The organism is Gilliamella apis (genome assembly GCF_002142155.1).
In the GTDB taxonomy this organism is placed as follows: Bacteria; Pseudomonadota; Gammaproteobacteria; order Enterobacterales; family Orbaceae; genus Gilliamella; species Gilliamella apis.
In genome coordinates this window covers 137,457-159,527 of record NZ_NASD01000003.1, presented here as the reverse complement: position 1 = coordinate 159,527, position 22,071 = coordinate 137,457, and the positions used below count along the sequence as shown (strand labels likewise).

General features: G+C 36.6%; 16 protein-coding genes. 10 read left to right on the top strand and 6 right to left on the bottom strand.

The window, feature by feature from the left end:
• Positions 1 to 1,151, top strand: a 1,151-nt coding sequence (locus tag B6C84_RS11540; RefSeq protein ID WP_165755852.1) for a hypothetical protein, incomplete at its 5' end; no start/stop codon positions are given.
• A gap of 1,231 nt (positions 1,152 to 2,382) precedes the next feature.
• Here B6C84_RS11540 and B6C84_RS02790 read toward each other — a convergent pair.
• Together B6C84_RS02790 and B6C84_RS02785 are read right to left on the bottom strand one after the other, a co-directional pair.
• The gene (locus B6C84_RS02790; protein WP_065578240.1) at positions 2,383 to 2,727 is read right to left on the bottom strand and encodes a helix-turn-helix domain-containing protein; all 345 of its coding nucleotides are present in this window, start codon (positions 2,725 to 2,727) and stop codon (positions 2,383 to 2,385) included.
• Entirely contained in the window at positions 2,711 to 2,959 is a 249-nt protein-coding gene (locus B6C84_RS02785) for a type II toxin-antitoxin system RelE family toxin (protein WP_082205163.1), read from the bottom strand. Before B6C84_RS02785 ends, B6C84_RS02790 begins: the two co-directional genes overlap by 17 nt.
• Positions 2,960 to 3,434: 475 nt before the next feature.
• Here B6C84_RS02785 and ubiG point away from each other — a divergent pair, with 475 nt between their 5' ends.
• The 7 genes from ubiG to B6C84_RS02750 all read left to right on the top strand — a co-directional run bounded on the left by ubiG (position 3,435) and on the right by B6C84_RS02750 (position 16,944).
• Positions 3,435 to 4,223 carry a bifunctional 2-polyprenyl-6-hydroxyphenol methylase/3-demethylubiquinol 3-O-methyltransferase UbiG gene (ubiG, locus tag B6C84_RS02780; RefSeq protein WP_108720918.1) on the top strand — a complete coding sequence of 263 codons (789 nt, stop codon included), beginning with the start codon at positions 3,435 to 3,437 and terminating at the stop codon, positions 4,221 to 4,223.
• Between the two features lie 131 nt (positions 4,224 to 4,354).
• Complete coding sequence (gene guaB, locus B6C84_RS02775; RefSeq protein WP_086354286.1) at positions 4,355 to 5,818, top strand: IMP dehydrogenase; 1,464 nt, start codon at positions 4,355 to 4,357, stop codon at positions 5,816 to 5,818.
• A gap of 626 nt (positions 5,819 to 6,444) precedes the next feature.
• A complete protein-coding gene (locus tag B6C84_RS02770) occupies positions 6,445 to 7,542 on the top strand; it encodes a hypothetical protein (RefSeq protein WP_086354285.1) in 1,098 nt (365 codons plus the stop codon).
• Between the two features lie 1,108 nt (positions 7,543 to 8,650).
• Positions 8,651 to 10,087: a hypothetical protein gene (locus tag B6C84_RS02765; RefSeq protein ID WP_133052303.1), complete on the top strand. Its 1,437-nt coding sequence runs from the start codon at positions 8,651 to 8,653 to the stop codon at positions 10,085 to 10,087.
• A 467-nt stretch (positions 10,088 to 10,554) separates the two neighbouring features.
• On the top strand, positions 10,555 to 11,997 hold the full coding sequence (locus B6C84_RS02760) for a hypothetical protein (RefSeq protein ID WP_133053376.1): 1,443 nt from the start codon (positions 10,555 to 10,557) through the stop codon (positions 11,995 to 11,997).
• A gap of 534 nt (positions 11,998 to 12,531) precedes the next feature.
• Complete coding sequence (locus B6C84_RS02755; protein ID WP_133053375.1) at positions 12,532 to 13,992, top strand: hypothetical protein; 1,461 nt, start codon at positions 12,532 to 12,534, stop codon at positions 13,990 to 13,992.
• A gap of 1,536 nt (positions 13,993 to 15,528) precedes the next feature.
• Entirely contained in the window at positions 15,529 to 16,944 is a 1,416-nt protein-coding gene (locus tag B6C84_RS02750) for a hypothetical protein (protein WP_133052322.1), read from the top strand.
• 588 nt (positions 16,945 to 17,532) lie between these two features.
• On the opposite strand, the gene pgm is transcribed toward B6C84_RS02750, so the two are convergent.
• From pgm to B6C84_RS02735, 3 genes are all read right to left on the bottom strand, one after another.
• Positions 17,533 to 19,170, bottom strand: a complete 1,638-nt coding sequence (gene pgm / locus B6C84_RS02745) for a phosphoglucomutase (alpha-D-glucose-1,6-bisphosphate-dependent) (protein WP_034903334.1) — start codon at positions 19,168 to 19,170, stop codon at positions 17,533 to 17,535.
• 74 nt (positions 19,171 to 19,244) lie between these two features.
• Entirely contained in the window at positions 19,245 to 19,748 is a 504-nt protein-coding gene (locus B6C84_RS02740) for a hypothetical protein (protein WP_034903337.1), read from the bottom strand.
• A 21-nt stretch (positions 19,749 to 19,769) separates the two neighbouring features.
• Positions 19,770 to 19,955, bottom strand: a complete 186-nt coding sequence (locus tag B6C84_RS02735; protein ID WP_034903340.1) for a hypothetical protein — start codon at positions 19,953 to 19,955, stop codon at positions 19,770 to 19,772.
• A 166-nt stretch (positions 19,956 to 20,121) separates the two neighbouring features.
• Between B6C84_RS02735 and B6C84_RS02730 the strand changes: the two genes are divergently transcribed.
• Positions 20,122 to 20,610 carry an outer membrane lipoprotein gene (locus B6C84_RS02730; RefSeq protein ID WP_207463560.1) on the top strand — a complete coding sequence of 163 codons (489 nt, stop codon included), beginning with the start codon at positions 20,122 to 20,124 and terminating at the stop codon, positions 20,608 to 20,610.
• Positions 20,611 to 20,838: 228 nt separating this feature from the next.
• Positions 20,839 to 21,246, top strand: a complete 408-nt coding sequence (gene gloA / locus B6C84_RS02725) for a lactoylglutathione lyase (protein WP_086354280.1) — start codon at positions 20,839 to 20,841, stop codon at positions 21,244 to 21,246.
• A 60-nt stretch (positions 21,247 to 21,306) separates the two neighbouring features.
• Here gloA and gmk read toward each other — a convergent pair whose 3' ends face one another.
• Positions 21,307 to 21,936 (bottom strand): guanylate kinase, encoded by a 630-nt coding sequence (gene gmk, locus B6C84_RS02720; RefSeq protein ID WP_086354279.1) that lies wholly within the window; start codon positions 21,934 to 21,936, stop codon positions 21,307 to 21,309.
• Positions 21,937 to 22,071: the final 135 nt, after the last annotated feature.

Here is a 22,071-nt window from a genome sequence, read left to right as displayed (position 1 = left end):
TGTTAGTACCAACGGATACTAATTCTATTGCATTAAGTTCACTTATTGGCACACCGTATAATTATTGGGGTGATGATGATGGCGATGGTCAGGGGATTGATGGTATCACCGCTACCGGTAGTTTAAATTTATCTATTGTTGATAGATGGAATTATCCTGTTACCCGTAATAAAGTACTGACTATTTGTAATTCGCCATATAAATTAACCTTATCTAGTTATGGAGGTAGATTAACAACACGTTATGGGGTACCTAATGAAAGTCGTTTTACGGCAGGTAATGCCACTTATTATATTAATCCTAAGGCATCATCGCCAGTGATTTGTTTTGCAAGACCTTACTTAGAAAGGGGTGGAGGTATTTCTGCTGCCGTTTGGGAATATGGTAAGGGTTTTCTACCACAGTCAGTTACGCCGTCGTCTTATGGTTTAAACTTCCCGACTACTGGTGCTCATAATTTGTATTTTGATTTAGATATTAGTGGTAATAATCAGGCCTTATCTTGGGCGCCGGTTTCTCATGGTGGTATTACTGCTACTATGACCGATTCAACAAGTACCAGCGTTAAAGTCACCCTAACTGGTCCTGCCGTTACAGACCCTAATCAATGGGAATCAGAAAATCCAGATAGAATCGACAGACCATCTTTACCGCAGGTATTTGAGTTAGTCGGTCGTGATAGCAGTGGTAATGCGGTGGTCAAATATGGATTTGTGTTAAAGCAGTGGTTTGTTAATCGTGGTAATGCTTGGGTTAACTATTCTAGTGTGGAATCTTGGTGTAATAAGATTGGAGGATATCGTCTCCCAAATGTCAGGGATTTAACTAATGCGTCTTGTCGGGCAGGTAGATATAGTCCAGAAGTCATTTGTAACGGTGTAGTAGATGCAACACCTTCATCTGGTGGTATTTATAACAGTCGTCACATTGGTGCAGGATTTTTCACGGAATGGGGGTATATGTGCAAATACAGGGGTGCCAACTTTCCCTGCGAAACCAGACTCGTTGGGGGATATGAGTTTGGTTATTGGACGCAAGATAGGAGGGGGGATATTCCTCGAAGGTTTTGGTATGTTACCTCGAGGGATGGTTATATGGCTAGCAAGATCAGGGATATCGACAAAAGTGGTGGGCTCTGTGTCTATCCCTAACTATTATTTCTTAGTCCTTAGGTATTGAAGCTGAGGATAAGAAAAATAACGTTAGGACATTAAAGAATCATTGCCCAGCCAAGGCAATGGCGTTGACGTTAACGAAGTGGCGATAAAAAGCGATTTTGTGGCGCGACATTGGCAACGTGCTGACAACTGAGAGAGGTTAGCATGACAAACAGGGATGTTTGGCAAGGCTGTGTTTTGTCAGGAACAAATCACAGTCGGTGCGTTAAGAGCGAACGAAGGCGAAAGGCAGTCACATCGTGACCACTTGCGTGGTCGCCGCGGGAGATTGTAAAGAGGGTTGGCGCCAACCCTCTTAACTCGGACGTAATCACCGTATAGAAACAACCACCAAACAACAAACGTCCGAAACTAAAACAACTAAAAAATTTTGAGGAGAGGGGTTTTTAAAGCCAAAATCCATCCAATAAATCGCTAACGTTAGTTATAACATCAGCTATTACTGATAATAAACGTTTATTTTTATAAATTAGTTTAGTGCTTCTTATTTAGCGACATTGGCAATGTGCTGACAACTGAGTGAGGTTAGCATGGCAAACAGGGATGTTTGGCAAGGAGCGTTAAAAGCGAACGAAGGCGGAAGGTAGTCACATCGTGACCACTTGCGTGGTCGCCGCGGGAGATTGTAAAGAGGGTTGGCGCCAACCCTCTTAACTCGGACGTAATCACCGTATAGAAACAACCACAAAACAACAAAACGTCCGAAACTAAAACAACCAAAAAATTTTGAGGAAAGGGGTTTTTAAAGCCTAAATCCCGCCAATAAATCGTTAACGTTAGTTATAAAATCAACTAGTAACCAAAAAATTTGAGGAGAGGGGTTTTTGAAACTTAAATTCCTACTTATTGCTAACCCTTTTTTTTAACTTAAAATAAAATGATTGAAAATCAATATATTAAAAAATTACTTAAAAAAAGGGTTTTTAATAGTAAAATTGCGCTTTGTCTTTTTAACAACTGCATTTATAGTATATTGGATTCTAGTTCACTGCCGTATAGGTAGTTTAGAAAATTCTCCTAGGCCTAAAAAGAAAAAGGCTAACGTTCACTGCCGTATAGGTAGTTTAGAAAGTTTAGAAAGCATTATGATTGAATATTTCATAGTTCACTGCCGTATAGGTAGTTTAGAAAAAACGAAATAACGGCTAGACATTGCTCATTAAGTTCACTGCCGTATAGGTATTTAGAAATAATATTGTATAAATTAAAAATCCAGTAGCTCAGGGTTAATACCTAGTGCGCTAGCTATTTTAATACGTGTTGCTTTCCTTAATTTTTGACTTTTTTCATATTGAGAATATGCAGATTGACTGATACCGATTTTATTGGCAACTTCAACTTGAGATAATTTTAGATATTCTCGCCATGCTTGAACTGGTGAATAATTATTATCAAAAACCAGATTAACAACTTCGTTGGGCACACCAGTATCAGTATTAATTTGTTTAGTATTCGCTAATTCTAAATATTGTGTATAAGGCATAACCACAAACTGTGGTTGCCCTTGTTCATTATTAATAAACTGTATGTTATTAGTAAGTGCGTTCATCTCGTTTTTTCACCTCTTCGATAGAAACAATATGAATAATGCCATCAAAATTAAAAAACACTCGATAATTTCCAACTCTTAATCTGTACTGATATTTGTAGTTAGTCAGAGATTTTACATTAATGCAATTAGGCATGTTTGATAACTCATCAATTTTATTACGAATCAAAGCGTTGTTTTTAATTTTTCTTAATTGCTTCAATGCTTTTATTTGGTAAATAACTTTATTCATATATTCGCGGTAATTGATTTTTATATAAGTATTGTATAAGTAATATAAGATTTGTAAAGTAAAATATAAGTAATTTCATCACAAACCACTATAGGGCGGTTTTATATTACTGCGAATCCATAAATAACATACTATTAACTAAAATATTAAGTTCACTGCCGTGTAGGTAGATTTAAATTTTAAGCCATTACATTATGTTGACGAAAGAGATTAAAGATCATGTCAAATATGCCTTTTTGACAAGGCTATTTAAGTTCTAAAACAAATAATAGATAATGTATAAATACTTAACGTCAAAAAACTAGTCACGTAATGACCAGCTAGTTTCGCTGTCGATGGCGAAAACTAGTGGGGGGTATAACCCCCTTATTCGAAAATATCCTTTGTACTAAAATCCCCTCAGAAATTATTTAAACCTCTAAACGTTAGTAAGCTAAAACAGTTCAGTGTGATAAAAAGTTGAGAAAAAGAGAGCATGAAATCTTTGATATTGCTAATCATCAGCCCATCGCATATATTACATAAAATATTTACGTCTCTAAAAAGAATAGTCATGACACAAAATATCGATTTAAACGAAATAGATAAGTTTGCAAAACTTGCTTCGCAATGGTGGGATCCCAATGGTCAATGCAAACCATTGCATATTATTAATCCATTACGAGTAGATTATATAAAACAACAATCCGGTGATCTAAACGGAAAACATGTATTAGATGTTGGCTGTGGCGGGGGTATTTTGGCAGAGAGTCTTGCTAAACTTGCGGCTAATGTAACTGCAATTGATCTTGCTGAAGAATCATTAGCAGTGGCAAAATTACATGCCGAGCAAAATGGTTTAGACATAAACTACCAGAATCAAACCGTAGAGCAACATGCTGAACAATTCCCCGCACACTATGATGTTATTACTTGTATGGAAATGTTAGAACATGTTCCAGACCCGTTTTCAATCATTCAGGCTTGTGCGAAATTGCTTAAGCCTAATGGACAACTCTATTTATCGACCATTAATCGTAATCATAAAGCAAAATTAATGTTGATTTATGGTGCGGAATATATTGCACGCTTAGTGCCGAAAGGTACTCATGATTTTAATCGTTTTATTCGTCCTTCTGAATTAATGACTTGGGTTGAACAGGCTAATTTAACTGTCAAAGGGATAATTGGTATGGAGTATCATTTGCTCAGTAATCAATTTCGCTTAGGTAAAAACGTTGATGTCAATTACATCTTAATGGCACAAAAAAGCGATGGCGAGTAACAGAGATTAGTTTGCGCTATATTTATCTGCTGAAATATAAATATAAAATTTTACTGGTCTTTTATATTAAAAGTGAGTAGAATACATCGGCAATATTTTATCAACAATTCAACTCAATGGTGAATATTGTCATGTCTCGTATAGTTAAAGAAGCCCTCACGTTCGATGATGTTTTATTAGTTCCAGCCCATTCAACTGTTTTACCTAACACTGCTGATATTACAACTCAACTGACGCAAACCATAAAATTAAATATTCCAATGTTATCTGCGGCAATGGATACCGTTACTGAAGCCGAACTTGCTATAGCTCTTGCTCAAGAAGGTGGCATTGGTTTTATCCATAAAAATATGTCAATTGAAGCTCAAGCTGAACATGTCAAACGGGTTAAAAAACATGAAAGCGGCATAGTACAAGACCCAGTATCGGTACTACCAACGGCGAGTATTAAACAAGTGATTGACCTAGCTAAAGAGTATGGTTTCGCTGGTTTCCCAGTTATAACAGAATCGCAAGAATTGGTTGGAATTATTACTGCTCGTGATGTTCGATTTGCTACTGATTTATCACTATCTGTTACAGCGGTGATGACGCCTAAAGAACGCTTAGTTACTGTTAAAGAAGGTGAATCTCGGGAAAGTGTTTTGAAAAAAATGCATGAACATCGTGTTGAAAAAGTATTAGTTGTTGATGATCGTTTCCACTTAAAAGGCATGATAACAGTCAAAGACTACAACAAAGCCGAGCAAAAACCAAATGCTTGTAAAGATGAAAAAGGTCGTTTACGAGTGGGCGCTGCTGTTGGTGCCGGAGCAGGTAATGAAGAACGGATTGCTGCATTGGTAGAAGCTGGTGTTGATGTATTACTTATCGATTCATCACATGGCCATTCAGAAGGTGTACTTGAACGTATTCGCCAAGCAAGACAAGCTTATCCGAATTTACAAATTATTGGCGGTAACGTTGCTACAGGAGAAGGTGCTAAAGCACTAATTGACGCAGGCGTTAGTGCAGTAAAAGTGGGTATTGGTCCAGGTTCAATTTGTACTACACGTATTGTTACTGGGGTAGGGGTACCACAAATTAGTGCGATTATGGATGCTGTTGAGGTAGCCAAACAACATAATATTCCTGTTATTGCTGATGGCGGTATTCGTTTTTCAGGTGATATCGCTAAAGCAATTGCCGCTGGAGCATCTTGTGTTATGGTTGGTTCAATGTTTGCTGGTACGGAAGAAGCACCAGGCGAAATTGAATTATTCCAAGGTCGTGCTTATAAATCTTATCGTGGTATGGGGTCGTTAGGGGCAATGGCAAAAGGATCATCTGATCGTTATTTCCAATCTGACAATGCTGCTGACAAGTTAGTACCAGAAGGTATAGAAGGTCGAATTGCATATAAAGGCTTATTAAAAGAAATTATCCATCAACAAATGGGTGGCTTACGTTCATGTATGGGATTAACTGGCTGTGGAACTATCGATGAACTTCGCACTAAATCGAAGTTTTATCGCATAACTGGTGCGGGTATGAAAGAGAGTCATGTTCATGATGTTCTTATCACCAAAGAGCCACCTAACTATCGAGCCGGCTAATAAGTATGATTTAGAAGGGATTGAATACAATCCCTTTTTTTATTTGTATCATTTGCATTCTGAAAATCTTAGGCGTGTTTTTTTAAGAATTAAAACTATGCTTTAATTACCTAACTTAATAATAATATTTACAAAATTTAACAAATAAACAATTAAATACTATTGCTTAGATTTTTTTTATGACTATACTTCAAGTGTTTATAATAAACAATATTCGACGGATATTTAGCCGATAAAAATAAAATAAAACCAAAAAAAATCATAGAATTACTTGACAGGAACGTCAAAATGCATTATAATTTACAACACCAAACACCAAACACCAAACCTGCCCAACCTCTCTTTTAAATTCGGTTAATTTAAATAATAATCCTATTTTTTTTCTTTTATTCATATTATGTTTTTTATTCATTAGTCAAAAAAGTCAAGCCATCACAACACATACTATAAATACTATTATCGGTAATAAACCAAGCGTTATTAATATAGAAGCTGCTGCCAAAAAACATGGCTTTACCTTAAATGGTGTTTTTTATAGTTCAAGTTCACATAATTTAAGTGATACGGATATCAATATATTTGAGGGTTTTACACATTTAAGTGATTTTATTATTAAAGACTACACTGTGGATGATTTAGATATTTCATCTAATTACGATGATTCTGACGGTGATAGCATCCGTAATAATATGCCATTTACCGTCGAACAGACGATTTATCATTGGTTTGATAATTATGGAGTGAAAATTCCTGATATTGATAAACATAATATAATAGGTTGTGCCAATTATGCCTTGCCTTTAACATTATCAATAGAAACTTTAGTAAAAACTTATTCTGAATATGGTAACCCGAATGAAAGTGAGGCAGTAACGATAACTAAACTATATAAAATCGCACCTATAGGTGATATATGTTATCTGAAGCCAAATTCAACTAAAGTTTATCCTTTAAAACAATGGCGTGGTGGTGATGCTCAAGGGACTCTGTATCCATGGCATACAGGTCCAATAAAACCAGATCCCGAAAATGGTGGTGGTTATAATGAAGATTTTATTGTTGATAAGGGTTTCAGAGCTAAGCCAATTGTTTCAGATAAACACTTTCCAACTACAGGTTTCCCAGGTGCACAATTTCAATTAATAATGGATTATCCTCCCGATAATTATATCTATAGTGTACGAGTTAATCCTGGCAATGTAGCAACCGTAGATGAAACAGGTAATGTTCTTTTAAAAGCTAAACCACCGGAAGGTAATGGTGATATTGTTATCCGAGCAACATTGAAGTTATCTCCTAATCAACATTTTGATTATAAATTTAATCCGACATCCATTTGGATAGAACCTCAGGATGTAGGTAATCATTATTGGCAGGATGCCTTTAACCAATTTTGTGGAGGAATTAATGGATTTCCATCCCGTAAAGATTATTCAAACTCACCTATAGTGAACGCTGGCCCAAATTGGCAACGCAATGGTAAATGGAATTTTTCTACTCGGGCAATTAATCAAGGACTTTATCCTGAATGGGGATATATAACTCGTCGTAGTTATCCAAATTCAAAATGGGAGTGGGATGACACTGCTTATTTTACTAAAGAGCCTAATAATGAAACGCAATACTTTGTTGCTTATTTACATGATGGTGGAATATTACCTGTACCTCATCCACCTGATGATTCACACGGAAATGATGTTGCAAATATAGCTTGTTTAAAATAACATTTTGTTAAACTGAGTTATGATTTATCTACATCAACGCTTGACTGAATCCGTTTGACTTAAGTTGAGGCCTTTGACTTTTATTGGAATCGTTGGGAAATGGTAGCGCTAGGAAATTGTGAAATGTAACAGCACTTGTTAAACAATGAACTAACGCTACGCAGTAAAACAAAAGAATTCAATTATCGATGACTTTTCGGAAAGTATTTTTAATCTATAATTTGTTATTTTTTGTGATGACATAGATAGCTTATAGTTTAAAAGAACAGATTGAATCTTATCAAAATATATCCAATAACCCATATCTCAATAGAACTAGCCACCAAACTAACTACAAAACAACAAAACGTCCGAAACACAAACAACCAAAAAAATTTGAGGAACGGGGTTTTTGAAACTTAAATTTCTACTTATTGTTAACCCTTTTTTTTAACTTAAAATAAAATAATTGAAAATCAATATATTAAAAAATTACTTAAAAAAGGGTTTTTAATAGTAAAATAGCGCTTTGTCTTTTTGCCAACTGCATTTATAGTATATTGGCTTCTGTTCACTGCCGTGTAGGTAGTTTAGAAACGGACAAGGTAACTATCAATGCGAATTAGTGGGTTCACTACCGTGTAGGTAGTATAGAAATATATAAATGGATGTATAATCAAGAAATATACTGCTTATTGAGTAGGTTAAAAAATAGAATTTTAAAAGCGATTGATGCAATCTCTTTAATATTTATATCGTATGTTATACCCAAAAGTTGAAAAATACATTTTTAAGAATTAAAACGATATTTTAATGATATAACTTCATAATAATATTTACAAAATTTAACAATTAAACTATTAAATGCAGTTGCGTCGATTTTTTTCAGACACTATACTTTACAGATAATTTTAATCGCAATATTTGGTGGTGATTTAGTCGGTTAAGATGAAATAAAGTAAAATAAAACATGAGATTACTTGACAAAGGATGTTAAAATGCATTATAATTTACAACACCCAACACCCAACACCCAACCTGCCCAACTTATAATTTAAATTCATCAAAGTTAAGCTCTCAATATTCATTTTTTGCTATAAGCGAGATCCCACGAAATTTTGCGCGATCCTTGCTTCAATCATTTTTGTCTCGGCAGATCTTTTTATGGTTATCGTTTAGCTTGTTGCTAATAACTTCCTATACCAGCCACGCATTAACGGCTAAAACATCAAATCCTATACATGGTAATGCGCCTTATTTAACCTTTGATGGCGGTCAAACCCGGGTGACTAATACCGAAGCGCTACTCGGGATATCCCTTTCTGATGGTAGACAATTCACCCCCACCCTCACAACCAGTAATTCAAGAGACAATCCTATCGTTTTACCTGTTGCTGGTCAAAGTTTTGCAGATATTGGTATGTTTATACCAACGGATACTGATTCTATTGAATTAAGTTCACTTATTGGTCCGCCCAATAATTATTGGGGGGATGATGATGGCGATGGTCAGGGTAGGGATGGTATTAGAGCTAGTGGCACTCTAAGTTTATCCATAGTTGATAAAAATGATAATGCTGTTGCACGTAGTGATGTACCAACAATTTGTAATGCGCCTTATAAAGTGACATTAACAAGTACAAATGGAACGTTAAACACTCTATACGGTATTCCTAATAATAGTGATTTCAGCGGTAGTAGTGTGAGTTATTATATTAACCCTAAGGATTCGCCAAGGGTGTGTTTTGCTAAACCCATTTTAGTGTATGGTAATTACTCTGAAGGACATGACTTTGGTGGTTCTCCTGATATTTGGAATGAATATAAGGGATTTATTGTTCAGTCTACTGATCCATCATCTTATAATTTAAATTTTCCGACTATTGGAGCCAATAATTTATATTTTGATTTAGATATAGGTGGTGCTCGATCTTTAACATGGGAGGGAATAGAGCAAGGTAAAATTACTACTATAATAACCCCTACGCCAGGTGATTCTACAGGCACAAGCTTTCGTGTTACCCTAAAAGGACCTTCCGCTACTAAAGAACAATGGGGATCCAATGAACCGAATAATATAAAAGTAATACCTAAAGCTGAATTACCTAAATCATTTGAGTTAGTCGGTAGGAATATTAATGGTGATGTAGTTGTCAAGTATGGTTTTCAGTTAAAACAATGGGTGGTTAATCGCGGTACCAATGAATATAATTATAGTAGTATTTCTTCATGGTGTGGCAATATTGGCTATCGCTTACCTAAGGTAAAAGATTTAACTAACGCGTCTTGCAGGGGGCGCAGCAAATATCCTTTATCTAACTGTCAAGATGCGGAGGGTGCTATGCCTGCATCTCCTGATAACTATTATCAACGTCGAATTGGTGCGGGTTTTTTTTCGGAGTGGGGATACGTGTACTTATATCCAGAAGCTAACTTCCATGATCGTTACTATTATTGGACTAGTGATACCAATAGAACAGATTCACGGTTTATTATCGACTCTCATAGAGGGGATATACATATCCAACAGAATCATTCCACTTTCGGGCTCTGTGTATGGCCGTAGTTTTAACAACTGATTTTTTAGTTTAAGATCATGAGAAAAAATAAAGTAAAACCACCAAAGAAAAGTTGCGAACATGCACAAAATGGAACAACAATTAATTGTTGGTACTTTTATTATTAATGTCTTGATTTTGAAGTATAATTTTTCATCAAATTTTACAAAAATTAACAATTAAACCGCCAAAAATAGTTGCATGGTTTTTTCCAATCACTATACTTTCAAACTTTATTTTTATAAAAGGATAACTTTTATAATTTTTGGTATAAAAGTATAAATTAATCATTAGTTTAATTGACAAGGACGTCAATATGCATTATAATCTTGCAACACATAACACCTGCTCAACCTATAATTTAATCTTTTTAAAGTTAAGTTCGTATCGTTTATTACTTAACTGTAGTTTGTTTTTTAAGCAATTTGGGCGAAATTTTTCAAAATTTCTTAATTTAGCCTTTTTATCTCGGCCGATGGTTTTGGTATTAACCGTAGTTGTTTTACTTTCTATTTCTTTCGCTAATCATGCATTAACCGCTCAAACGACCAATATTATTTATGGTAATGCGCCATATTTAACCTTTGATGGTGGTCGTACCCGGGTAAAAAATACCGAAGCGCTACTCGGGATATCCCTTTCTGATGGTAGAACATTTACTCCCACAACCAATAATTCAAGTTCAACTAATCCTATCGTTTTACCTGTTGCGGGTCAGAGTTTTAATGATATTGGTATGTTAATACCAACGAATACTGATTCTGTTGAATTAACTTCAGTTATTGGTCCGCCCAATAATTATTGGGGTGATGATGATGGTGATGGTGATGGTCAAGACCCTGATGGTATAACTGCCACAGGTAGTTTAAATTTATCTATTATTGATAGATTCAATAATCCTGTCACACGTAATACAGTGCTAACCATTTGTAATGGGCCCTATAAGGTGAAATTGGCTAGTACCAACGGCACTTTATCAACCCGTTATGGCGTTCCTAAAGGTAGCGATTTTAATGCTAGTAATGCGACATATTATATTAATCCTAAGGCACCACCAGAAGTCTGTTTTGCAAAACCGAACTTGCAATATGGTACTCTTCTTGGAAGATCGGATTTCCGAGGTCCTGCTACAATGTGGAATGAAAAGATGGGGTTCATTACACAGTCGAAAAATCCGTCGTCTTATGATTTGAATTTCCCTACTACAGGGGCTCATAATTTGTACTTTGATCTAGATATAGGAGGTAATTATCGAGAATTATCTTGGCAGCCAGTTTCTCATGGTGGTATTACAGCTACTATGACGGAAGCAACAAATAAAAGTGTGCGGGTTAGCCTAACGGGTCCATTTGCTAAAGATGAGCAATTGGGTTCAAGTAATCCAAGTAGTTTGGGAACTATACTCAATCCGACATTACCACAGACATTTGAGTTAGTTGGTCGAGACAGTCAAAGTGGGGAAGAAGTCGTCAAATACGGATTCAAGTTAAAGCAGTGGTTTGTTAACCGTGGACTTAAATCTTATACTAATGAAAGTGTATCGTCTTGGTGTAGTGATATTGGATACCGTATGCCTAAGGTCAAGGATTTAACTAACGCGATTTGTGCGGGGGCTAATTCAGGTAGCAACGGCAACATATGCAAGGGTGTAGTTGGTGCGACACCTTCATCAACTGGTAATCATTATCAGCGTAGAATTGGTGCCGGTTTCTTTTCGGAGTGGGGCGACTTAAGGGGCAATACTGATGCTGGTTTCAATTATGGTTATTGGACTAGCGACCCTGGCCGAGATAGTAATTATAATAATTTTGTCGTGTTCGCCTATGCTGGCTATGCATCTAGTGTCTTTATAGCCAATGGAAGTAAGACTGATACTCATATAGGAGTTTGTGCCGCAGCTCCTTTAAAGGATGATTAATTCAATAACCAAGCGAATTATGACGTGGGTGGCTAAAGCAATGTTGTGGCGACAACCATCCGTCCCAACTGGGACGGGGTTATTTTTGAGGATTGGGATTTTTAAGATAAAAAATTTGAGGAACGGGGTTTTTAAAGCCTAAAAATCCCCCTAAAGTTTCTTCGAAATTGGTTTTAAGGGCGTAATTAAGACATAATATTACATTCACCTTTACAAAAGTTAACAATTAAACCATCAAAAAAAGTTGCATGGTTTTTTCCAATCACTATAATTTTTGAACTATATTTATATAAATGGATAAATTTTATGCTGTCAGGCATAAAATTGCAAATAAATCATCAATTTAATTGACAGGATTGTCGATATGCATTATAATTTAAAACACCAAACACCAAACACCAAACCTGCCCAACCTATAATTTAACGTTAGTAAAGTTAAGCACGCACGGCCTATTATCTCATTACAATTTATTTTTCCAGCAAATTCGGCAAGCGTTTTCAAAATTTCTTAATTTAGCCTGTTTACCTCGGCCGATGGTTTTGGTATTAACCATGGTTGTTTTACAGTCTATCTCTTTTGCTAATTATGCATTAACCACAAAAACGACCAATATTATTCAAGGTTCAGCGCCTTATTTAACCTTCGATGGTGGTCGTACTCGGGTGACGGAGACATTCTTTCCCAATAAGCTGCATTGGATATCCCTTTCTGATGGTAGAAAATTCGACGGCGGAAGTATTCGTTCAGATGTCGACCCTATCATTTTACCCGTTGCAGGTCAGAGTTTTGAGGATATTGATATGGTAGTGCCAAAGAATGCTGATTCAATTGAATTAAGTTCACTTATTGGTGAGCCTTATAATTATTGGGGTGATGATGATGGCGATGGTCAGGGTATTGATGGTATCACCGCTACCGGTAGTATAAATTTATCTATTGTTGATAGAAAAGGTCAACCGGTTGCGCGTAATGAGGTGCTGGATATTTGTAAAGCGCCGTATATATTAACATTAAGTAACACTGACATTACATTAAAAACACGTTATGGCATACCTAATGAAAGATTTATTCATGATTCTTACATTATATACTACATTAATCCTAAGGTAGAGTCACAACAACAAATTTGTGTTGCTAAACCTAACATGAGATTTGGGGGAGCTTTACTACCTGATAGCAGTTGGATTTATAAACGTCATCTTGGCCCAGCTTCCATGTGGAACCCTAATATGGGTTTTCTTACTCAGTCATTTACGCCATCGTCTTATGATTTAAATTTTCCGACTACTGGTGCTAATAATTTGTCTTTTGATTTAGAAATTGGTGGTGTTAGACATATGTATATAGATTGGGAGGTGATTACATCTGGTGATATTAAGGCGACGATAACCAGATCGTCAAAAAATAGCAGTACGAGTATCACTGTCACTCTAACAGGTCCTGCCATTACAGATAATTCGCAAAAGGATACAAATAATCCGAGTCCTATCGGTATACCATCTTTGCCGCAGGCATTTGAGATAGTTGGTAAAATGAAAGATGGTGGTAGGGAGACTGGGGTCGTGGTGAAGTATGGTTTTGTGTTAAAGCAGTGGTTCGTCAACCGACAAAAGCGTTTCTACACTTATCGTGATACATCAACATGGTGTACTAAGGTTGGATATCGTATGCCTACGGTTAAGGATTTAACTAACGCGTCCTGCAAGGGCGAAGGTGTAGGAAATCCTTATTACTGTGAAGGTTCTGTTGGTGCTACACCATCAGCACCCAATAATTATTACACGCGTCACATTGGTGCGGGATTCTTCTCGGAGTGGGGGAAGATGCAAGATTATTCCGGAGGCGATTTCCACGGCGGTCGCAATTATGATGATGCATACTATTGGACGAGTGATAGAAGCCCTCATAATGCCTTTTTTGTGGTTAACTCGAACACTGGTGCTATAAGTGTGAATATGTATTCTGAGCGTTACGGGGTTTGCGTCTATCCTTAGTGTTTTTTCTTAATTCTTAGCTCTTGAACTAAAGAGCTAGGTATAAGAAAAATACCGTTAGGGCGATAAAAAGCGATTTTGTGGCGCGACATTGGCAATGTGCTGACAACTGAGTGAGGTTAGCATGGCAAACAGGGATGTTTGCCAAGGAGCGTTAACAGCGAACGAAGGCGGAAGGCAGTCACATCGTGACCACTTGCGTGGTCGCCGCGGGAGATTGTAAAGAGGGTTGGCGCCAACCCTCTTAACTCGGACGTAATCACCGTATAGAAACAACCGCAAAACAACAAAACGTCCGAAACTAAAACAACCAAAAATTTTGAGGAGAGGGGTTTTTAAAGCCAAAAAATCCCCCTAAAGTTTCTCCGAAATTGGTTTTAAAACTAAAATTAGCTTGCTATAAACATAAACGTTTATTTTGGCAAATAAGTTTGGTGTATTTAATTTAGCGACATTCGCAATGTGCTGACAACTGAGTGAGGTTAGCATGGCAAACAGGGATGTTTGCCAAGGCTGTGCTTTGTCAGGAACAAATCACAGCCGGTGCGTTAAGAGCGAACGAAGGCGGAAGGCAGTCACGCAGTGACCACTTGCGTGGTCGCCGCGGGAGATTGTAAAGAGGGTTGGCGCCAACCCTCTTAACTCGGACGTAATCGCCGTATAGAAACAACCACAAAACAGCAAACGTCCGAAACTCAAACAACTAAAAAATTTTGAGGAAAGGGGGTTTTAAAGCCTAAAATCCATCCAATAAATCTCTAACGCTAGTTATAACATCAGCTATTACTGATAATAAACGTTTATTTTTATAAATTAGTTTAGTGCTTCTTATTTAGCGACATTGGCAATGTGCTGACAACTGAGTGAGGTTAGCATGGCAAACAGGGATGTTTGCCAAGGCGGTGCTTTGTCAGGAACAAATCACAGCCGGTGCGTTAAGACCGAACGAAGGCGGAAGGCAGTCACATCGTGACCACTTGCGTGGTCGCCGCGGGAGATGGTAAAGAGGGTTGGCGCCAACCCTCTTAACTCGGACGTAATCACCGTATAGAAACAACCGCAAAACAACAAACGTCCGAAACTCAGCGAACCAAAAAATTGAGGAACGGGGTTTTTAAAGCCTAAAAATCCCCCTAAAGTTTCTCCAAAATAGGTTTTAAGGGCGTAATTAAAACGTAATATTACATTCGCCTTTACAAAAGTTAACAATTAAACCGTCAAAAAAAGTTGCATGGTTTTTTGCAATCACTATACTTTTATAGCATATTTATACAAATGGATAAATTTCATGCCATTAGGCTTGAAATTTTAAATAAATAATTAAATTAGATTGACAAGGATATCTGATATGGATTATAATTTTCAACACACAACACACAACACACAACCTGCCCAACCTATAAATTCACCTCTCTAAAGTTAAGCTCATACCGTTTATTATTTCACTACAATTTATTATTTCAGCAATTTCCAAAATTTCCGAAATTCCGGCAAAATTTTTCAAAATTTCTTGGTTTAGTCTTTTTATCTCGGCCGATGGTTTTGGTATTAACCATGGTTGTTTTACAGTCTATCTCTTTTTCTAACTATGCATTAACCACTAAAACGACCAATATTATTTATGGCTCAGCACCTTATTTAACCTTTGATGGTGGTCGAACTCGGGTAACAAATACCGAAGCGCTACTCGGGATATCCCTTTCTGATGGTAGAACATTTACTCCGACAACCAATAATTCGAGTTATAGAAATCCTATCATTTTACCTGTTGCTGGTCAGAGTTTTAATGATATTGGTATGTTAGTACCAAGGAATACTAATTCTATTGCATTAAGTTCACTTATTGGCACACCGTATAATTATTGGGGAGATGATGATGGCGATGGTCAGGGCGTTAATGGTGTCACCGCTACCGGTAGTTTAAATTTATCTATTGTTGATAAATGGGGTCTAGCTGTGGCCCGTAATGAAGTGCTTAATATTTGTAAAGCGCCATATAAATTAACCTTATCTAATGATAGCGGTACATTAAAAACACGTTATGGTGTGCCTAATGAAAGTCGTTTTAGTGCAAGTAATGCCGTTTATTATATTAATCCTAATCCTAATATATCATCGCCATTGATTTGTTTTGCAAGACCTACCCCACAACCTGCTAATGGATTTATTGTTCCTGCTTCCATTTGGGACAGGGATAAGGGGGGGGTTCTAACACAGTCAGTCACGCCGTCGTCTTATGGTTCAAACTTCCCGACTACGGGGGCTAATAATTTGTATTTTGATTTAGATATTGTTGGTAATAATCAGGTCTTATCTTGGGCGCCGGTTTCTCATGGTGGTATTACTGCTACTATGACCAATTCAACAAGTACCCGCGTTCGAGTCACCCTAACAGGTCCTGTTGCTACACCATCGCAATGGAGTTCAGATAATCCAGGTCAAATCAACAGACTATCTTTACCTCAAGTATTTGAGTTAGTCGGTCGTGATAGCAGTGGTAATGCCGTCCTCAAATATGGATTTGTGTTAAAGCAGTGGTTTGTTAATCGGGGTAATTATGGAAGTACCTATACCTATTCTAGTATGGAATCTTGGTGTAATAAGATTGGAGGATACCGTCTTCCAAAGGTCAAGGATTTAACTAATGCGGGTTGTCAGGGATCTGTTCTACAACATAGATGTGGAGATAATGTAAATGAAGTAGTAGAGGCAACGCCTCCGTATCCTGATGGTAATTATGCCCGGCCTTACATTGGTGTAGGATTTTTCGCGGAATGGGGGGAGCTGGATCATTACCCTAATGCCAACTTCATCAGAGATTTATATTACGAAAAATCCTATTTAACGAGTGAGCAGACGAGTGATAGCCGAGTTTACTTTAGGGTTTTCTTGAGCGGTAAAATTTGGGTTAGGGGGGGAAGCTCTGGCTACGGAATATGTACCTATCCTTAGCTATTATTTCTTAGTTCTTAGGTATTGAAGCTGAGGATAAGAAAAATAATGCTAAGACGTTAAACAATCATTGCCCTGCCAAGGCAATGGCGTTGACGTTAACGAAGTGGGCGATAAAAAGCGATTTTGTGGTGCGGCATTCGCAACGTGCTGACAACTGAGTGAGGTTAGCATGGCAAACAGGGATGTTTGCCAAGGCGGTGCTTTGTCAGGAACAAATCACAGCCGGTGCGTTAAGAGCGAACGAAGGCGGAAGGCAGTCACGCAGTGACCACTTGCGTGGTCGCCGCGGGAGATTGTAAAGAGGGTTCGCGGCAACCCTCTTAACTCGGACGTAATCACCGTATAGAAATAACCACAAAACAACAAACGTCCGAAACTCAGCGAACCAAAAAAATTGAGGAACGGGGTTTTTAAAGCCTAAAATCCCGCCAATAAATCGCTAACGCTAGTTATAACATCAGCTAGTAACCAAAAAAAGTTGAGGAACGGGGTTTTTGGGAAAGAAAAACCAGATGATTGTGCTATGATTTAGAGCATTATTCATCTGGTTTTATATTGAATAGATTAATTGTTTAATCTACTTTTTTATTTTATCGCTTTAGCCACTATTTGCTGAGCTTCTTGTTGTAAGGTTGCTAAATGCTCATTACTTATAAAGCTTTCCGCATAAATTTTATAGGCATCTTCAGTACCAGACGGACGAGCGGCAAACCAACCGTTTTGCGTGATAACTTTTAAACCACCGATTGGTGCGTTATTCGCTGGTGCAGTAGTTAGGCATTGGGTAATTTCTTCACCGGCTAGTTTATTTGTAGTTAATTGGCTGGCATCGAGTTTGGCTAATTTTTGTTTTTCAGTAAATGATGCAGGCGCTTGAATTCGACCATAATAAGAAACACCAAATTTAGCTTCAAGCGCTTGGTATTGCTCTTGTGGGTTTTTGCCAGTTTTTGCTGTCATTTCAGCCGCTAATAGGCATAAGATGATACCATCTTTATCCGTTGCCCAAACTTTGCCATTAGTTCTTAAGAATGATCCGCCAGCGCTTTCTTCACCAGCAAAACCTAGTTTACCGTGATAAAGGCCATCTGCATACCATTTAAAACCGACAGGATATTCAAGATATTTTTTGTTTAAGCTATTAGCTACACGGTCGATCATTGAGCTAGTGACTAGCGTTTTACCAATAGCGATATTTTGATGCCACTGTGGACGATTTTGAAATAAATAGTTTACGCAAGTTGAAAGGTAAGCATTTGGGTTCATTAATCCTTTCGGTGTAACAATGCCGTGACGGTCAGCATCAGTATCGTTACCAAAAGCTAAATCAAATTTATCTTTAAGGTTTAATAAACCAGCCATCGCCCAGCGACTTGAACAGTCCATACGGATCACTTGATCATGATCAAGATGCATAAAGCTAAATGTTGGATCAATTTTATTATTGACGATTTCAAGGTTTATGCCGTACTTTTCAGCAATACGAGGCCAATAGGTAATACATGCACCGCCAAGGGGATCAACACCAATTTTTAGCGATGATGACTTGATTAATGATAGATCTAAAATATTTTCAAGATCGTTGACATAATCAGTTTCATATTCTTTAGTATGTACAAAGTCTGATTTTAGCGCTTTTTCTAAGCTGACACGTTTAACACCATTAAGGTTGTTTCTTAGCAGTTCATTAGCACGGTTTTCGATTTGTTTGGTAATATCAGTATCGGCAGGACCACCATTAGTTGGATTGTATTTTATACCGCCATCTTCAGGTGGATTATGTGAAGGGGTAATTACAATACCATCAGCTAATTGAGATTGTTTATCCTGATTATAAGTCAATATCGCATGCGATATTACTGGTGTCGGCGTGTACCCCCAATTTTGTGCTATAACCACGGTTTGTTCATTAGCTACAAAGACTTCAAGCACTGATTTTAATGCAAGTTCAGATAAAGCATGAGTATCTTGACCAATAAAACATGGTCCAGTGATATTGTTTGTTTTGCGATACTCGGCTACCGCTTGGGCAATTGCTAATATGTGTGCTTCGTTGAAGGTGGCTTTATTTGAGCTGCCACGATGACCTGATGTACCAAAAATAACTAATTGGCTAGCATTATCAACATCTGGTTGAATTTGATAATAGTTATTTTGTAATGTTTGGATATTAATTAGGTCAGATGGTTGAGCTAATAATCCCGCACGGCTTGACTTAGCCATTTTTTACTCCTCTTTCATAACTTTATTTTAATATTCACTTTTATAATCATTATGTTAGTGAATTGTTATATAGTCTACGGTAAAAAGGCATGGATAACTTGATTAATCATGCTTTCTGAAATACCCATGTCACTCATAATCGATTCAATAATATATAGTTTTCGCGCTGTATTCGTATTACTAATTACCCAATATGGGGTACCAACAATTTCTCTTGGTTTAGTGTTTTTTCCTGAAGTTTCTAAGGATTGTTTGTCTTTAGCTAGGTATTGCCGTTTACTGCCATGTAGTGACGTTGCTGCAATTGAAAATAGTGCTGGGTTGTAGTTATATAGCGCGCCAAGTAGTAATAAAAAACGGCTTATGATCGATTTTTCATTCGTGAATGTATCGCTAGTAAGGAGATCATTAAAAATTGGGTAATGATTTTCTTTGGCTAATATAGGATCAGCTTTAGTCATTTCAGGTTGGTTAAAGTTTAATAAACGTCGCAAAATACTTGATGCATCTTCACCAATATGTTTAGTTTGACCTGCAATAAATTGATAAAGTTCTTCGTCGATTTCGATAGTTTTCATTCTGTTACTTTGCCTATTAAATTATTGTACTGGACAACCATTAACTGGAATGGTGTCAAAATTTAAACTTTTAGTTGGTCTGTCTTGTAAACAATCTGGTTTAGATTGATGTGTGACGGTTTCATTTTTTATCGTCGTTTGCTGATTTTCATCATGACAGGCCGTTATCATAACTGATAATAGTAAAGGAAAAAATAACCGTTTCATGTACTTATTGTATGGTAGATTAACAATTGAGCTGAGTATAACTCAAGTTAGCCAAAAATTGTATTATCTAATGATAAAATAATGAAAATGATATTGTTGTTTTTCAAAAAGAATATTATTCTAAACAAGGTATAAAAATATACTCAAATTATATGAGGAATAAATTATGAAAAAAATCGTCACATTAACTATTCTAGCAGCAATTTTATCTGGATGTAGTAATAGTGATATCTATTCTGGCGATGTTTATACAGCAGACCAAGCAAAACAAGTTCAGCAAGTAAGTTATGGTACAGTTGTATCGGTAAGGGCAGTTAAGATTCAAGCAAATTCAAATGGTAAAGACGGTGGAAATGTTGCTGGTCCTTTAGGTGGCGCGGTAATTGGTGGCGTTTTAGGTAATACAATAGGTAATGGTACTGGTCAAATCTTAGCCGCAGCAACAGGTGCTATTGGTGGTGCGATTTTAGGCGATGCGATTGAAAACAAATCTAGTCAAGCTGATGCAGTTGAGTTAGAAATTAAACCAGAAAATGGTTCTAACTTTGTTATCGTACAAAAAGGTGATGTTAAACAGTTTTATGCTGGTCAAAATGTTAAATTAATTACTAATGGTCAACGTATCAATGCCGCACCAAGATATAGTGGTAAATAATATCTGATCTATTTCAAATCTATCATTCAAATCTTGTTAGTTTTATCTGAATTTGCTTTCACTTATACTTGTTATCAGTGAAAGCTTTTTTCTATTTTAATTATCTTATTTGCTATTTTATCCTTATCAGCTAATTGATTATTTTGTCGACATAAAAATTTGCCTGTCTAATCACAAATCGCTAAACTCAAACTAAATGTTTTAATAGAAATAAGGAACTATATAGTAATGCGTATATTACATACAATGATCCGAGTCGGGGATTTAAAACGATCAATTGATTTCTATACTCGAGTTATGGGAATGACATTGCTTAGAACTAGTGAAAACCCGGAATATCAATATTCACTGGCTTTTGTCGGTTATGGTGATGAATCAACCAATTCAGTAATTGAATTAACTTATAATTGGGGAACTGAAAAATATGATCATGGTACTGCTTTTGGTCATATTGCTATTGGTGTTGATGATGTTGCTAAAATGTGTGAGGATGTTCGTCAAGCTGGTGGTCGAGTTACCCGTGAAGCAGGTCCAGTTAAAGGTGGTAAAACGATTATTGCTTTTGTTGAAGATCCCGATGGTTATAAAATAGAGTTAATTCAAAATAGCCAAGCGACTAAAGCATTAGGCAATTAATTCAGTTATTTAAATTTTACTATCGCCGAGTGATCGGCGATATTGGTTATTAAAATTTAGTTAATATTTCGCCGTCAATAGATCGGTTAATAGTTGGTGATGGGCTATGGCTTGTTTGCTTTGTTCAAGACTAGCACTAGTCATAATGGCATTTAATGCAGTTAATGATTCATCAAAATCATCGTTGATAATTACATAATCATATTCGTTGAAATGTGAAATTTCAGATTGAGCTTTATGCATTCTTTTGCTGATCACCTGAGCATCATCTTGACCACGTTTGATGAGTCGATTTTCAAGTTCTTTGAGTGATGGCGGTAAGATAAAAATACTTTTTGATTCAGGCATTTGTTGTCTAACTTGTTCGGCACCTTGCCAGTCAATATCTAAAAAAACATTAATACCTTGCAATAGAGATTGCTCAATTTCGGCTTTAGATGTTCCATAATAGTGATCGAATACATGGGCATATTCCACGAAAGCGTTCTGCTTAATTAATGATTCAAATTCTTGATTATCAACAAAATAGTAATGTTCACCTTGTTGTTCACCAGGTCTTGGTTTTCTTGTCGTATGAGAAATTGAAACTTTTGCTGGATGGTGGTTTTTTTGTGCTAAATAGGCACGAATAAGACTTGATTTACCAGCACCACTTGGTGCTGAGATAATGAATAAAGTACCCGTATACATAAATAATATTACCGTTTTTTAATAAGATAATGAGTGATTTTTATTGTCACAAAGAGTCGATAGGCGCTATTATAGCAAAATTTGCTTACTGTATGTGGCTTATTGTTACATATAGATTTTATTATTAGCGATCAA

Bases quoted from the DNA above. Each gene is read 5' to 3' on its own strand.
- gmk (WP_086354279.1), bottom strand. From the start codon at position 21,936: ATGTATACGGGTACTTTATTCATTATCTCAGCACCAAGTGGTGCTGGT.
- B6C84_RS02755 (WP_133053375.1), top strand. From the start codon at position 12,532: ATGGTTTTGGTATTAACCATGGTTGTTTTACAGTCTATCTCTTTTGCT.
- B6C84_RS02730 (WP_207463560.1), top strand. From the start codon at position 20,122: ATGAAAAAAATCGTCACATTAACTATTCTAGCAGCAATTTTATCTGGA.
- B6C84_RS02740 (WP_034903337.1), bottom strand. From the start codon at position 19,748: ATGAAAACTATCGAAATCGACGAAGAACTTTATCAATTTATTGCAGGT.
- guaB (WP_086354286.1), top strand. From the start codon at position 4,355: ATGTCTCGTATAGTTAAAGAAGCCCTCACGTTCGATGATGTTTTATTA.
- gloA (WP_086354280.1), top strand. From the start codon at position 20,839: ATGCGTATATTACATACAATGATCCGAGTCGGGGATTTAAAACGATCA.
- B6C84_RS02735 (WP_034903340.1), bottom strand. From the start codon at position 19,955: ATGAAACGGTTATTTTTTCCTTTACTATTATCAGTTATGATAACGGCC.
- B6C84_RS02750 (WP_133052322.1), top strand. From the start codon at position 15,529: ATGGTTTTGGTATTAACCATGGTTGTTTTACAGTCTATCTCTTTTTCT.
- pgm (WP_034903334.1), bottom strand. From the start codon at position 19,170: ATGGCTAAGTCAAGCCGTGCGGGATTATTAGCTCAACCATCTGACCTA.
- B6C84_RS02785 (WP_082205163.1), bottom strand. From the start codon at position 2,959: ATGAATAAAGTTATTTACCAAATAAAAGCATTGAAGCAATTAAGAAAA.
- B6C84_RS02760 (WP_133053376.1), top strand. From the start codon at position 10,555: ATGGTTTTGGTATTAACCGTAGTTGTTTTACTTTCTATTTCTTTCGCT.
- B6C84_RS02790 (WP_065578240.1), bottom strand. From the start codon at position 2,727: ATGAACGCACTTACTAATAACATACAGTTTATTAATAATGAACAAGGG.
- ubiG (WP_108720918.1), top strand. From the start codon at position 3,435: ATGAAATCTTTGATATTGCTAATCATCAGCCCATCGCATATATTACAT.